Consider the following 14,371-nt stretch of genomic DNA (forward strand, 5'->3'; position numbering starts at 1 on the left):
ATGGAAAATATTTTGGATCTGTGGAATAAAGCACTTCAAAAAATAGAGACAAAGTTGAGCAAGCCCAGTTTTGAGACATGGATGAAATCGACAAAAGCCCATTCTCTTCAAGGCGATACGCTTACAATTACTGCACCAAATGAATTTGCTAGAGACTGGCTGGAATCAAGATATCTTCACTTAATTGCTGATACCATCTACGAACTGACAGGTGAAGAGCTCAGTATTAAATTTATTATTCCTCAAAATCAGGATGAAGTGGAAGCTATGCCAAAGTCTCCAATTAAAAAAATGTCTAAAGAAGATCCCGTCGATATTCCACAAAATATGCTGAATCCAAAATATACATTTGATACTTTTGTTATTGGTTCAGGCAACCGATTTGCGCATGCCGCTTCACTTGCAGTTGCGGAAGCACCAGCAAAAGCATATAATCCGCTCTTTATTTATGGGGGCGTTGGTTTAGGAAAGACTCACTTGATGCATGCGATTGGTCATTATGTCATCGACCATAATCCATCAGCCAAAGTGGTCTATCTATCATCTGAAAAATTTACAAATGAATTTATCAACTCAATCCGAGACAATAAAGCTGTCGATTTCCGTAATCGCTATCGGAATGTCGATGTGCTTTTGATAGATGATATTCAATTTTTAGCAGGAAAAGAACAAACACAAGAAGAATTTTTCCATACATTCAACACACTTCACGAAGAAAGTAAGCAAATCGTCATTTCTAGTGATCGGCCGCCGAAAGAAATTCCGACACTTGAAGACAGATTACGCTCTCGATTCGAATGGGGCTTAATCACAGACATTACCCCGCCAGATTTAGAAACGCGTATTGCGATTTTACGAAAAAAGGCAAAAGCAGAGGGATTAGACATTCCGAATGAAGTCATGCTTTATATTGCCAATCAAATCGACAGCAACATTCGTGAACTGGAGGGTGCTTTGATTCGTGTCGTTGCTTATTCTTCTTTAATTAATAAAGATATCAATGCGGATCTAGCAGCTGAAGCGCTAAAGGACATCATTCCTTCATCGAAGCCAAGGATCATTACAATTAAAGATATTCAAAGAATTGTAGGGCAGCAATTTAATATTCGTTTAGAGGATTTCAAAGCGAAGAAACGTACGAAGTCAGTTGCTTATCCAAGACAAATTGCCATGTATCTCTCTAGAGAAATGACCGATTCCTCTCTGCCTAAAATAGGAGAAGAATTTGGAGGTCGTGATCATACGACTGTCATTCATGCTCATGAGAAGATTTCGAAATTAATCGTTGAAGATGAACAGCTTCAGCAGCATGTGAAAGAAATAAAAGAACAATTGAAATAACCTAGCTGATATAATAAGTACGGGGAAATGTGAATAACTAGAGCATAGTCATACACAGTCTGTCCACATGTGGATAGGCTGTCTTTCCTTTCTTTTTACCGACTTATCCACATATTCACAAGCCCTACTATTACTTCTACGATTTTTATTAATAAAATATATATACATGTCATTAAGAAAATTTAGGAGGACCACTATGAAATTCACGATTCAAAAAGATCGTCTTGTCGAAAGTGTCCAAGATGTATTAAAGGCCGTATCCTCTAGAACAACGATACCTATTTTGACAGGGATAAAAATTGTTGCATCTGATGAGGGGGTTTCTCTCACAGGAAGCGACTCTGATATCTCAATTGAATCCTTTATTTCTCAAAGAGATGGAGATTTAGAAGTGATCACGATTGATCGTCCAGGGAGTATTGTGCTTCAGGCCCGCTTCTTTAGTGAAATTGTGAAGAAACTGCCAATGACTACTGTCGAAATTGAAGTAGAACAAAATCACCTCACCAACATCCGTTCTGGTTCAGCGGAATTTAACTTAAACGGCTTAGATGCTGAGGAATATCCGCATCTTCCGCAAATTGAAGAGCATCATGCATTTCAAATTCCGACAGACCTGCTTAAAAACTTAATTCGTCAAACTGTTTTTGCAGTGTCCACCTCAGAAACACGACCTATCTTGACAGGTGTAAACTGGAGGGTAGAAAAAGGTGAATTAATATGCACAGCGACGGATAGCCACCGTCTTGCTTTAAGAAAAGCAAAGTTGGATATTGACGAGGGAAGCTCATACAATGTCGTGATTCCAGGGAAAAGTTTAACAGAGTTAAGTAGAATCCTTGACGACGGACAAGATCTTGTGAGCATCGTAATTACAGAAACACAAGTTCTCTTTAAAGCACAAAACGTGTTGTTCTTCTCAAGATTGCTGGATGGTAATTATCCAGATACAGCTCGCCTGATCCCGCAGGAAAGTAAAACGGATGTCGTGGTCAACACGAAGGAATTCCTTCAAGCCATTGATCGTGCATCACTTTTGGCAAGAGAAGGACGCAATAACGTCGTAAAGCTGTCAGCTGATCCTGAACAAAGCCTTGAGATTTCTTCTAATTCACCTGAGATCGGTAAAGTAGTCGAAACGGTTCAAGCAGATGACATTAAAGGGGAGGACCTTAAAATCTCCTTCAGTCCAAAATATATGCTGGATGCGTTAAAAGTATTAGAGGGAACAGAAATTCATGTAAGCTTTACTGGCGCCATGAGACCTTTCCTGTTGCGCACACCAAATGATGATTCAATCTTGCAGTTGATTCTTCCAGTCAGAACATATTAATTCAACTAAAATAGCTGCTGTGAGAGTGCACAGCGGCTTTTCTTCTCGTTTACCATGCTTTCTTTCATCCCAGTTCGCTTTCCCCCTTTCCTTCTTGTCTTGTTTTTTAGTACAATTAGATATTAGTGATATTGAAAGAGGTCGATACAATGCCTAATCTTATAACCATTGAGAAAGAAATGATTACATTAGGGCAGTTTTTGAAATTAGCCGAAGTCATCCAATCTGGCGGAATGGCGAAATGGTTTTTAAGTGAACATGAGGTGTTCATTAATCAAGAGCCAGATAATAGACGGGGACGCAAACTATACCCAGGAGATGTTGTCGAGATAGAAGGTTATGGCACATTTCAAGTTGTGAATTAGAAACGGGTGACAATACATGTACATTCAAAGTCTGGCGTTAACTTCATACCGAAACTATGAACACACCGAGCTTCAATTCGACAACAAGGTGAATGTCATGATCGGTGAGAATGCCCAAGGTAAAACGAACTTGATGGAAGCGATCTATGTATTGTCGATGGCAAAGTCGCATCGTACGTCAAATGATAAAGAACTTATCCGATGGGACCAAGACTATGCTAAAATAGAAGGTAGAGTCATCAAAAAAAATGGTCCACTCCCAATGCAGCTCGTGATCTCAAAAAAAGGGAAAAAGGGCAAGGTCAATCACATTGAACAACAGAAGCTCAGTCATTATGTTGGTGCGTTAAACACCATCATGTTTGCACCAGAGGACTTAAGTCTTGTGAAGGGCAGCCCGCAAATCCGCAGAAGATTTCTCGATATGGAGATTGGACAAGTTTCTGCTGTCTACTTGCATGATTTATCGCTCTATCAAAAAATTCTCTCTCAGCGGAATCATTACTTGAAACAATTGCAGACAAGAAAGCAAAAGGATCAAGCGATGCTGGAGGTTTTAACAGAGCAGTTGATTGATGCGGCAGCGAAAGTTGTCAAAAGACGACTGACTTTTACGAAACAGCTCGAGAAATGGGCGCAGCCGTTGCATTTTGGCATTTCTAGAGAGCTAGAAACACTCACGCTCCAATACCACACGGCGATAGAGGTATCAGAAGCGTCAGACTTGTCGAAAATAAAGAATAGCTATGAAGAATCGTTTCAGAAACTAAGAGACAGAGAAATAGACCGAGGAGTGACGCTGTGGGGACCTCACAGAGATGACCTTCTTTTCTTTGTGAATGGTCGGGATGTTCAGACATATGGCTCTCAAGGGCAGCAAAGAACAACAGCTCTTTCACTAAAACTGGCAGAAATCGACTTGATACACGAAGAGATCGGAGAATATCCCATTCTTCTACTCGATGATGTTTTATCTGAACTTGATGATTACAGACAGTCTCATTTGCTCCATACCATTCAGGGACGTGTACAGACCTTCGTCACCACAACAAGTGTTGAGGGCATCGATCACGCCACCTTGAAAGAAGCGGAAATTTTCAGAGTAGCCAGTGGAAAAGTAATTGACTGATAAATGAGGTGTGGGTCTTGTATATTCATTTAGGTGATGATTGTGTTGTTTCTACACGAGAGATTGTCGCAATTGTTGATTACAAAATGAGGTCGTCTTCTGTTGTGGAAGAGTTTCTCCTAAAACAAGAAGGACAAATCATTTCGTTATCACAAGGGACACCCAAATCCATCGTCGTCACAACTAAATCTGTTTATTACTCTCCTCTTTCCTCAAGCACGCTCAAAAAACGTGCTTCATTTGTGATTGAAATTGAAGTCTAAAAGCTCAATTCATATAAATATATCGTTTAAGAAAAGTGTAGGTGAATGTACGTGGCAATGGAACAGCAACATAATAGTTATGATGAAAATCAGATACAGGTGCTTGAAGGACTAGAAGCTGTTAGAAAACGTCCAGGAATGTACATTGGGTCAACCAGTGCAAAAGGACTTCACCATCTTGTATGGGAAATTGTCGACAACAGTATTGATGAGGCTTTAGCTGGATATTGCACAGATATTACGGTGCAAATTGAAAAGGATAATAGCATTACAGTGAAAGATAATGGCCGCGGAATTCCTGTTGGGATTCATGAGAAAATGGGACGTCCTGCTGTAGAGGTTATTATGACTGTTCTTCACGCTGGCGGTAAATTTGACGGCAGCGGTTATAAAGTATCTGGCGGTCTGCATGGCGTAGGGGCATCTGTTGTTAATGCGTTATCTACGACCTTAGACGTGACCGTATATCGTGATGGGAAAATTCATTATCAACAATTCAAACGTGGTGTTCCAGTTGGAGATTTAGAGATCATTGGTGAAACAGATGTTACAGGGACAACCACTCATTTTGTGCCAGATACAGAAATTTTTACTGAAACCATTGAATTTGATTACGACACACTTGCCAACCGTGTACGTGAGTTAGCTTTCTTAACAAAAGGTGTCAACATCGTTATTGAAGATTTACGTGAGGGGAAAGAACGACGAAATGAATACTGCTATGAAGGCGGTATTAAGAGCTATGTAGAACATTTAAATCGCTCAAAAGAAGTCGTTCATGAAGAACCCGTTTACATCGAAGGTGAAAAAGATGGAATCACGGTTGAAGTGGCATTACAATATAACGATTCCTATACAAGCAACATCTATTCCTTCGCCAACAATATCAACACGTATGAAGGCGGAACACACGAAGCAGGCTTTAAAACAGGTCTGACACGTGTCATCAATGATTATGCTCGTAAAAATGGCGTATTCAAAGATGGAGACTCGAATTTGAGCGGTGAAGATGTGCGAGAGGGCTTAACAGCCATTATCTCCATCAAACATCCAGATCCTCAATTCGAAGGACAAACGAAGACAAAGCTCGGTAACTCAGAAGCAAGAACCATTACCGACTCCCTTTTCTCTGAAGCACTTGAGAAATTCCTCTTAGAGAACCCTGATGCTGCAAAGAAAATTGTGGAGAAAGGCGTGATGGCAGCTCGTGCAAGAATGGCTGCCAAAAAGGCACGTGAGCTGACAAGACGTAAAAGTGCACTGGAAGTCTCCAGCTTACCGGGGAAACTGGCGGATTGTTCTTCTAAAGACCCTTCCATCTCTGAACTTTATATCGTAGAGGGAGATTCTGCGGGTGGATCTGCTAAGCAAGGTCGTGATCGTCACTTCCAAGCAATCTTACCGTTAAGAGGGAAGATCCTAAACGTAGAAAAAGCGCGACTAGATAAAATTCTATCGAACAACGAGGTTCGGTCAATGATTACAGCGTTAGGGACTGGAATCGGAGAAGACTTTAATTTAGAGAAAGCTCGCTATCACAAAGTTGTGATCATGACGGATGCGGATGTCGATGGAGCGCACATTCGAACGCTGCTTTTAACATTCTTCTATCGCTACATGCGTGAAATCATTGAAAACGGTTATGTGTATATTGCGCAGCCACCTTTATTTAAAGTGCAGCAAGGTAAACGTGTTGAGTATGTGTATAACGATAAACAGCTAGATGAGCTGCTAAAGACATTGCCTCAAACACCAAAACCTGGACTTCAGCGCTATAAAGGTCTTGGAGAAATGAACGCAACTCAGCTTTGGGAAACAACAATGGACCCTGATGCGAGAACACTTCTTCAAGTCACACTTGAGGATGCGATCGATGCTGATGAGACATTTGAAATGCTCATGGGAGATAAAGTAGAGCCGAGAAGAAACTTTATCGAAGAAAATGCGCAATACGTGAAAAACCTCGATATTTAGATAGATCCCTACTGAGAACAACCTTATTTCTTGTTTGGAATAAGGTTGTTTTTCAAGAAATAGGGGCGTGTAACCAATGTCCTGTTTTTCCGTGTTTTCGCTGATTTTCTAGTAAATAAATGTGTATAAAGACGAGATTATTGATATAATGGAGAATAGTCTTGTGAAGATAAATACATATTTTACTCCCACATAATTTATTTCATGTGATACGTAAAGGGAGGTTCTTATAGTGAGTGAACAACATACACCAAATGTACGCGAAGTGAATATTAGTCAGGAAATGCGTACGTCTTTTTTAGATTATGCAATGAGTGTGATTGTGTCGCGTGCATTACCAGATGTGCGTGACGGATTAAAGCCCGTGCATCGAAGAATTTTGTATGCGATGAATGACCTAGGTATGACAAGTGATAAACCATTTAAGAAATCTGCACGTATCGTCGGGGAAGTTATCGGTAAGTATCACCCTCATGGTGACAGTGCTGTATACGAAGCGATGGTTCGTATGGCGCAAGACTTCAACTATCGTTATATGTTAGTAGATGGTCATGGAAACTTTGGTTCAGTCGATGGAGACGGAGCAGCGGCGATGCGTTACACCGAGGCACGTCTATCGAAGATTTCTATGGAAATCCTCCGTGATATCACTAAGGATACCATTGATTATCAGGATAACTATGACGGCAGTGAAAGAGAGCCAATGGTGATGCCTGCAAGATTCCCGAACTTATTGGTCAACGGAGCGACAGGAATTGCTGTAGGAATGGCGACCAATATTCCGCCACACCAATTAGGTGAAGTGATTGATGGGGTATTGGCTATCAGTCAAAACCCTGAAATGACCACACAGGAACTTATGGATATCATCCCAGGTCCAGATTTCCCAACAGCAGGTCAAATCATTGGCCGAAGTGGTATTCGGAAGGCGTATGAGACAGGGCGCGGCTCTATTACATTAAGAGCAAAATCGGATATTGAGGAAACATCTAGTGGTAAACAGCGCATTGTTATCAATGAGATTCCTTACCAAGTCAACAAAGCCCGTTTAATTGAAAAAATTGCTGATCTTGTGCGTGATAAAAAGATTGATGGCATTACAGACTTGCGTGATGAATCAGATCGTAATGGTATGCGTATTGTCATTGAACTGCGTAGAGATGCAAACGTTCATGTTCTATTAAACAATCTTTATAAACAAACGACACTTCAAACGTCTTTTGGTATCAACTTATTAGCACTTGTTGATGGACAGCCGAAAGTCTTGTCCCTCAAACAATGTCTAGAGTACTATCTAGAGCATCAAAAAGTGATCATTCGCAGAAGAACAGCGTATGAGCTACGTAAAGCAGAAGCAAGAGCACACATTTTAGAAGGTCTGAGAATTGCACTTGATCACTTAGATGAAGTCATTGCTTTAATTAGAGGCTCTCAAACTGCGGAAATTGCGAGAAATGGTTTGATGGAGAACTATAGCTTGTCTGAAAAACAGGCACAGGCCATTCTTGATATGCGACTTCAGCGTTTGACTGGTCTAGAACGAGAAAAGATAGAAGATGAATATAAAGGACTTGTTGATTTGATTGCTGAATTAAAAGCCATTTTAGCAGACAATGAGAAAGTACTTGAAATCATTAGAGAAGAATTAATAGAAATTAAAGAACGCTTCAATGATACGCGCCGTACTGAAATTGTGACAGCGGGTATTGAAACAATTGAAGACGAAGATTTGATTCCTGTTGAGAACATCGTGATTACGCTGACGCATAATGGTTATATCAAGCGTCTCCCTGCATCAACATACCGCAGTCAAAAAAGAGGCGGTAAAGGTGTCCAAGGAATGGGAACCAACGAAGATGATTTCGTTGAACAGTTGATTTCAACATCGACCCACGATACGATTCTTTTCTTCTCTAATAAAGGGAAGGTTTATCGTGCGAAAGGGTATGAGATTCCTGAATTCGGACGGACAGCGAAAGGGATTCCGATCATTAACCTTCTTGAAGTAGAAAAGGGAGAATGGATTAACGCCATTATTCCTGTAAGCGAATTTGATGAAAATTCGTATCTCTTCTTTACAACAAGACATGGTGTATCCAAACGGACGACATTGTCCCAGTTCGCTAACATTCGAAACAACGGTCTTATTGCACTTAGCCTTCGTGACGAAGATGAACTGATGGCCGTTCGTTTAACCAATGGAGAAAAACAAATCATCATTGGGACGAAAAAGGGGATGCTGATTCGTTTCGCCGAGACAGATGTTCGTGAAATGGGACGTACGGCAGCTGGGGTCAAAGGGATTACACTTTCTGAGGATGACATCGTCGTTGGAATGGAAATCCTTGAGCCAGATGCAAACGTATTGATCGTAACCGAAAGAGGTTATGGTAAATTAACGCCTGAAAAAGAATATCGTGTTCAAACTCGAGGCGGTAAAGGTCTTAAAACATGCAAGATCACTGACAACAATGGTCCGCTTGTCACAGTGAAGGCGACCAATGCTGAAGCTGAAGAAGACTTGATGATTATTACAGGGAGCGGTGTCATCATTCGTATGGCCGTTTCAGACATTTCGACAACAGGCCGTGTCACTCAAGGTGTCCGCCTAATCCGTCTTGGTGATGAGGAACATGTCGCAACAGTGGCATTAGTTGAACAATCACAAGAAGACGATGAAGATAATGAAGAGAACGTAGAGAATATAGAGTCAGATCAAGAGCAATCTGAGTAAAAATAAAGCCGGTTTTTCACCGGCTTTATTTTTTTTTGAAAAAACATCACTTTTTTTGAAATTTATAATGCTTTTTTCATAGATATGTGTTAATCTTTCAAAGGAGCAAAAAGAGGCTCTATTTTTTATCTCATTCCCCAGTAAAAACTTCTTAGAAAAACAAAATGTTTTTTAAGAAAAATGTTGACTGTTGATAGAGATATATGATATATTTAAGTGGTCGCTTTAAGAGAGTGACACACAAGTTCTTTGAAAACTAAACAAGACAAAACGTACCTGTTAATTCGAGTTTATAAAAAAATCCTATGTTATATCATAGGTAGTCAGTCAAACGCTGACGAAAAACAAAACTTCGGTTTTGTACTTTTTCGGAGAGTTTGATCCTGGCTCAGGACGAACGCTGGCGGCGTGCCTAATACATGCAAGTCGAGCGAACAGAAGGGAGCTTGCTCCCGGATGTTAGCGGCGGACGGGTGAGTAACACGTGGGTAACCTACCTGTAAGACTGGGATAACTCCGGGAAACCGGAGCTAATACCGGATAGTTCCTTGAACCGCATGGTTCAAGGATGAAAGACGGTTTGGCTGTCACTTACAGATGGACCCGCGGCGCATTAGCTAGTTGGTGGGGTAATGGCTCACCAAGGCGACGATGCGTAGCCGACCTGAGAGGGTGATCGGCCACACTGGGACTGAGACACGGCCCAGACTCCTACGGGAGGCAGCAGTAGGGAATCTTCCGCAATGGACGAAAGTCTGACGGAGCAACGCCGCGTGAGTGATGAAGGTTTTCGGATCGTAAAGCTCTGTTGTTAGGGAAGAACAAGTGCGAGAGTAACTGCTCGCACCTTGACGGTACCTAACCAGAAAGCCACGGCTAACTACGTGCCAGCAGCCGCGGTAATACGTAGGTGGCAAGCGTTGTCCGGAATTATTGGGCGTAAAGGGCTCGCAGGCGGTTTCTTAAGTCTGATGTGAAAGCCCCCGGCTCAACCGGGGAGGGTCATTGGAAACTGGGAAACTTGAGTGCAGAAGAGGAGAGTGGAATTCCACGTGTAGCGGTGAAATGCGTAGAGATGTGGAGGAACACCAGTGGCGAAGGCGACTCTCTGGTCTGTAACTGACGCTGAGGAGCGAAAGCGTGGGGAGCGAACAGGATTAGATACCCTGGTAGTCCACGCCGTAAACGATGAGTGCTAAGTGTTAGGGGGTTTCCGCCCCTTAGTGCTGCAGCTAACGCATTAAGCACTCCGCCTGGGGAGTACGGTCGCAAGACTGAAACTCAAAGGAATTGACGGGGGCCCGCACAAGCGGTGGAGCATGTGGTTTAATTCGAAGCAACGCGAAGAACCTTACCAGGTCTTGACATCCTCTGACAACCCTAGAGATAGGGCTTTCCCTTCGGGGACAGAGTGACAGGTGGTGCATGGTTGTCGTCAGCTCGTGTCGTGAGATGTTGGGTTAAGTCCCGCAACGAGCGCAACCCTTGATCTTAGTTGCCAGCATTTAGTTGGGCACTCTAAGGTGACTGCCGGTGACAAACCGGAGGAAGGTGGGGATGACGTCAAATCATCATGCCCCTTATGACCTGGGCTACACACGTGCTACAATGGACAGAACAAAGGGCTGCGAGACCGCAAGGTTTAGCCAATCCCATAAATCTGTTCTCAGTTCGGATCGCAGTCTGCAACTCGACTGCGTGAAGCTGGAATCGCTAGTAATCGCGGATCAGCATGCCGCGGTGAATACGTTCCCGGGCCTTGTACACACCGCCCGTCACACCACGAGAGTTTGCAACACCCGAAGTCGGTGAGGTAACCTTTATGGAGCCAGCCGCCGAAGGTGGGGCAGATGATTGGGGTGAAGTCGTAACAAGGTAGCCGTATCGGAAGGTGCGGCTGGATCACCTCCTTTCTAAGGATATATGGAGCAGTGTGCGTTTTCGTCTTGTTTAGTTTTGAAGGAACTTGCAAAAGATCCTACAACATCATATCTTCGATATGAAAGATGGGCCTGTAGCTCAGCTGGTTAGAGCGCACGCCTGATAAGCGTGAGGTCGGTGGTTCGAGTCCACTCAGGCCCACCATCTTCTATTAAATCGGGGCCTTAGCTCAGCTGGGAGAGCGCCTGCCTTGCACGCAGGAGGTCAGCGGTTCGATCCCGCTAGGCTCCACCAACGTGTTCTTTGAAAACTAGATAACAATAAGTAATACATTCACATTGAATGCAATGCAAAGTTCATCACACATAGTGATTCTTTCTAAAGTAAGAAATGGTTAAGTTAGAAAGGGCGCACGGTGGATGCCTTGGCACTAGGAGCCGATGAAGGACGGGACGAACACCGATATGCTTCGGGGAGCTGTAAGCAAGCTTTGATCCGGAGATTTCCGAATGGGGAAACCCACTGCTCGTAATGGAGTAGTATCCATACTTGAATACATAGAGTATGAGAAGGCATACCCGGGGAACTGAAACATCTAAGTACCCGGAGGAAGAGAAAGCAAATGCGATTCCCTGAGTAGCGGCGAGCGAAACGGGAACAGCCCAAACCAAGAGGCTTGCCTCTTGGGGTTGTAGGACACTCTATACGGAGTTACAAAGGAACGATATAAGCGAAGAGGTCTGGAAAGGCCCGCCAAAGAAGGTAACAGCCCTGTAACTGAAATGTTGTTCTCTCCAGAGTGGATCCTGAGTACGGCGGAACACGTGAAATTCCGTCGGAATCCGGGAGGACCATCTCCCAAGGCTAAATACTCCCTAGTGACCGATAGTGAACCAGTACCGTGAGGGAAAGGTGAAAAGCACCCCGGAAGGGGAGTGAAATAGATCCTGAAACCGTGTGCCTACAAGTAGTCAGAGCCCGTTAAAGGGTGATGGCGTGCCTTTTGTAGAATGAACCGGCGAGTTACGATCCCGTGCAAGGTTAAGCAGAAGATGCGGAGCCGCAGCGAAAGCGAGTCTGAATAGGGCGCATGAGTACGTGGTCGTAGACCCGAAACCAGGTGATCTACCCATGTCCAGGGTGAAGTTCAGGTAACACTGAATGGAGGCCCGAACCCACGCACGTTGAAAAGTGCGGGGATGAGGTGTGGGTAGGGGTGAAATGCCAATCGAACCTGGAGATAGCTGGTTCTCTCCGAAATAGCTTTAGGGCTAGCCTCAAGGTAAGAGTCTCGGAGGTAGAGCACTGATTGGACTAGGGGCCCCTACCGGGTTACCGAATTCAGTCAAACTCCGAATGCCGATGACTTATCCTTGGGAGTCAGACTGCGAGTGATAAGATCCGTAGTCGAAAGGGAAACAGCCCAGACCGCCAGCTAAGGTCCCAAAGTATACGTTAAGTGGAAAAGGATGTGGAGTTGCTTAGACAACCAGGATGTTGGCTTAGAAGCAGCCACCATTTAAAGAGTGCGTAATAGCTCACTGGTCGAGTGACTCTGCGCCGAAAATGTACCGGGGCTAAACGTATCACCGAAGCTGCGGACTGTTCTTACGAACAGTGGTAGGAGAGCGTTCTAAGTGCTGTGAAGTCAGACCGGAAGGACTGGTGGAGCGCTTAGAAGTGAGAATGCCGGTATGAGTAGCGAAAGACGGGTGAGAATCCCGTCCACCGAATGCCTAAGGTTTCCTGAGGAAGGCTCGTCCGCTCAGGGTTAGTCGGGACCTAAGCCGAGGCCGAAAGGCGTAGGCGATGGACAACAGGTTGATATTCCTGTACCACCTCCTCACCATTTGAGCAATGGGGGGACGCAGGAGGATAGGGTAAGCGCGGTATTGGATATCCGCGTCCAAGCAGTTAGGCTGGGAAATAGGCAAATCCGTTTCCCATAAAGGCTGAGCTGTGATGGCGAGCGAAATTTAGTAGCGAAGTTCCTGATTCCACACTGCCAAGAAAAGCCTCTAGCGAGGTGAGAGGTGCCCGTACCGCAAACCGACACAGGTAGGCGAGGAGAGAATCCTAAGGTGATCGAGAGAACTCTCGTTAAGGAACTCGGCAAAATGACCCCGTAACTTCGGGAGAAGGGGTGCTTCTTAGGGTGTTAAAGCCCCGAGAAGCCGCAGTGAATAGGCCCAGGCGACTGTTTAGCAAAAACACAGGTCTCTGCGAAGCCGTAAGGCGAAGTATAGGGGCTGACGCCTGCCCGGTGCTGGAAGGTTAAGAGGAGCGCTTAGCGTAAGCGAAGGTGCGAATTGAAGCCCCAGTAAACGGCGGCCGTAACTATAACGGTCCTAAGGTAGCGAAATTCCTTGTCGGGTAAGTTCCGACCCGCACGAAAGGCGCAACGATCTGGGCACTGTCTCAACGAGAGACTCGGTGAAATTATAGTACCTGTGAAGATGCAGGTTACCCGCGACAGGACGGAAAGACCCCGTGGAGCTTTACTGCAGCCTGATATTGAATGTTGGTACAGCTTGTACAGGATAGGTAGGAGCCTTGGAAACCGGAGCGCTAGCTTCGGTGGAGGCATCGGTGGGATACTACCCTGGCTGTATTGACCTTCTAACCCGCTGCCCTTATCGGGCAGGGAGACAGTGTCAGGTGGGCAGTTTGACTGGGGCGGTCGCCTCCTAAAATGTAACGGAGGCGCCCAAAGGTTCCCTCAGAATGGTTGGAAATCATTCGCAGAGTGTAAAGGCACAAGGGAGCTTGACTGCGAGACCTACAAGTCGAGCAGGGACGAAAGTCGGGCTTAGTGATCCGGTGGTTCCGCATGGAAGGGCCATCGCTCAACGGATAAAAGCTACCCCGGGGATAACAGGCTTATCTCCCCCAAGAGTCCACATCGACGGGGAGGTTTGGCACCTCGATGTCGGCTCATCGCATCCTGGGGCTGTAGTCGGTCCCAAGGGTTGGGCTGTTCGCCCATTAAAGCGGTACGCGAGCTGGGTTCAGAACGTCGTGAGACAGTTCGGTCCCTATCCGTCGCGGGCGCAGGAAATTTGAGAGGAGCTGTCCTTAGTACGAGAGGACCGGGATGGACGCACCGCTGGTGTACCAGTTGTTCTGCCAAGGGCATCGCTGGGTAGCTATGTGCGGACGGGATAAGTGCTGAAAGCATCTAAGCATGAAGCCCCCCTCAAGATGAGATTTCCCATTCCGCAAGGAAGTAAGATCCCTGAAAGATGATCAGGTTGATAGGTCTGAGGTGGAAGCGTGGTGACACGTGGAGCTGACAGATACTAATAGATCGAGGACTTAACCTATATTCTAATGTGAAGTTTGAACATTGTT

Annotated in this window: 7 protein-coding genes, 2 tRNA genes and 2 rRNA genes; all 11 read left to right on the plus strand. The window is 44.7% G+C overall.

Annotation, left to right across the window (positions count from 1 at the left end):
- The 11 genes from dnaA to CKW02_RS00055 all read left to right on the plus strand — a co-directional run bounded on the left by dnaA (position 1) and on the right by CKW02_RS00055 (position 14,343).
- Positions 1–1,341, plus strand: coding sequence for a chromosomal replication initiator protein DnaA (gene dnaA / locus CKW02_RS00005; protein ID WP_003214781.1), 1,341 nt, complete (start codon positions 1–3; stop codon positions 1,339–1,341).
- 196 nt (positions 1,342–1,537) lie between these two features.
- Complete coding sequence (gene dnaN / locus CKW02_RS00010) at positions 1,538–2,674, plus strand: DNA polymerase III subunit beta (protein WP_003214619.1); 1,137 nt, start codon at positions 1,538–1,540, stop codon at positions 2,672–2,674.
- A 149-nt stretch (positions 2,675–2,823) separates the two neighbouring features.
- Entirely contained in the window at positions 2,824–3,039 is a 216-nt protein-coding gene (yaaA, locus tag CKW02_RS00015; protein WP_003215257.1) for a S4 domain-containing protein YaaA, read from the plus strand.
- A 16-nt stretch (positions 3,040–3,055) separates the two neighbouring features.
- Positions 3,056–4,168 carry a DNA replication/repair protein RecF gene (gene recF / locus CKW02_RS00020; RefSeq protein ID WP_003215341.1) on the plus strand — a complete coding sequence of 371 codons (1,113 nt, stop codon included), beginning with the start codon at positions 3,056–3,058 and terminating at the stop codon, positions 4,166–4,168.
- Positions 4,169–4,185: 17 nt separating this feature from the next.
- Positions 4,186–4,431: an extracellular matrix regulator RemB gene (gene remB / locus CKW02_RS00025; protein ID WP_003214686.1), complete on the plus strand. Its 246-nt coding sequence runs from the start codon at positions 4,186–4,188 to the stop codon at positions 4,429–4,431.
- A 57-nt stretch (positions 4,432–4,488) separates the two neighbouring features.
- Positions 4,489–6,405, plus strand: coding sequence for a DNA topoisomerase (ATP-hydrolyzing) subunit B (gene gyrB / locus CKW02_RS00030; protein ID WP_034620352.1), 1,917 nt, complete (start codon positions 4,489–4,491; stop codon positions 6,403–6,405).
- A gap of 232 nt (positions 6,406–6,637) precedes the next feature.
- Positions 6,638–9,139, plus strand: a complete 2,502-nt coding sequence (gyrA, locus tag CKW02_RS00035) for a DNA gyrase subunit A (RefSeq protein WP_003214767.1) — start codon at positions 6,638–6,640, stop codon at positions 9,137–9,139.
- Between the two features lie 365 nt (positions 9,140–9,504).
- Positions 9,505–11,052 (plus strand): 16S ribosomal RNA (locus tag CKW02_RS00040).
- A gap of 95 nt (positions 11,053–11,147) precedes the next feature.
- Positions 11,148–11,224: transfer RNA gene (locus CKW02_RS00045), tRNA-Ile, on the plus strand.
- 14 nt (positions 11,225–11,238) lie between these two features.
- Positions 11,239–11,314: transfer RNA gene (locus tag CKW02_RS00050), tRNA-Ala, on the plus strand.
- Positions 11,315–11,412: 98 nt separating this feature from the next.
- Positions 11,413–14,343, plus strand: a 23S ribosomal RNA gene (locus CKW02_RS00055).
- Together the 16S and 23S rRNA genes with 2 tRNA genes alongside form the textbook arrangement of a ribosomal RNA operon.
- Positions 14,344–14,371: the final 28 nt, after the last annotated feature.

The organism is Bacillus pumilus, from assembly GCF_900186955.1.
Classification (GTDB): Bacteria; Bacillota; Bacilli; order Bacillales; family Bacillaceae; genus Bacillus; species Bacillus pumilus.

Bases quoted from the DNA above. Each gene is read 5' to 3' on its own strand.
- dnaA (WP_003214781.1), top strand. From the start codon at position 1: ATGGAAAATATTTTGGATCTGTGGAATAAAGCACTTCAAAAAATAGAG.
- dnaN (WP_003214619.1), top strand. From the start codon at position 1,538: ATGAAATTCACGATTCAAAAAGATCGTCTTGTCGAAAGTGTCCAAGAT.
- yaaA (WP_003215257.1), top strand. From the start codon at position 2,824: ATGCCTAATCTTATAACCATTGAGAAAGAAATGATTACATTAGGGCAG.
- recF (WP_003215341.1), top strand. From the start codon at position 3,056: ATGTACATTCAAAGTCTGGCGTTAACTTCATACCGAAACTATGAACAC.
- gyrB (WP_034620352.1), top strand. From the start codon at position 4,489: ATGGAACAGCAACATAATAGTTATGATGAAAATCAGATACAGGTGCTT.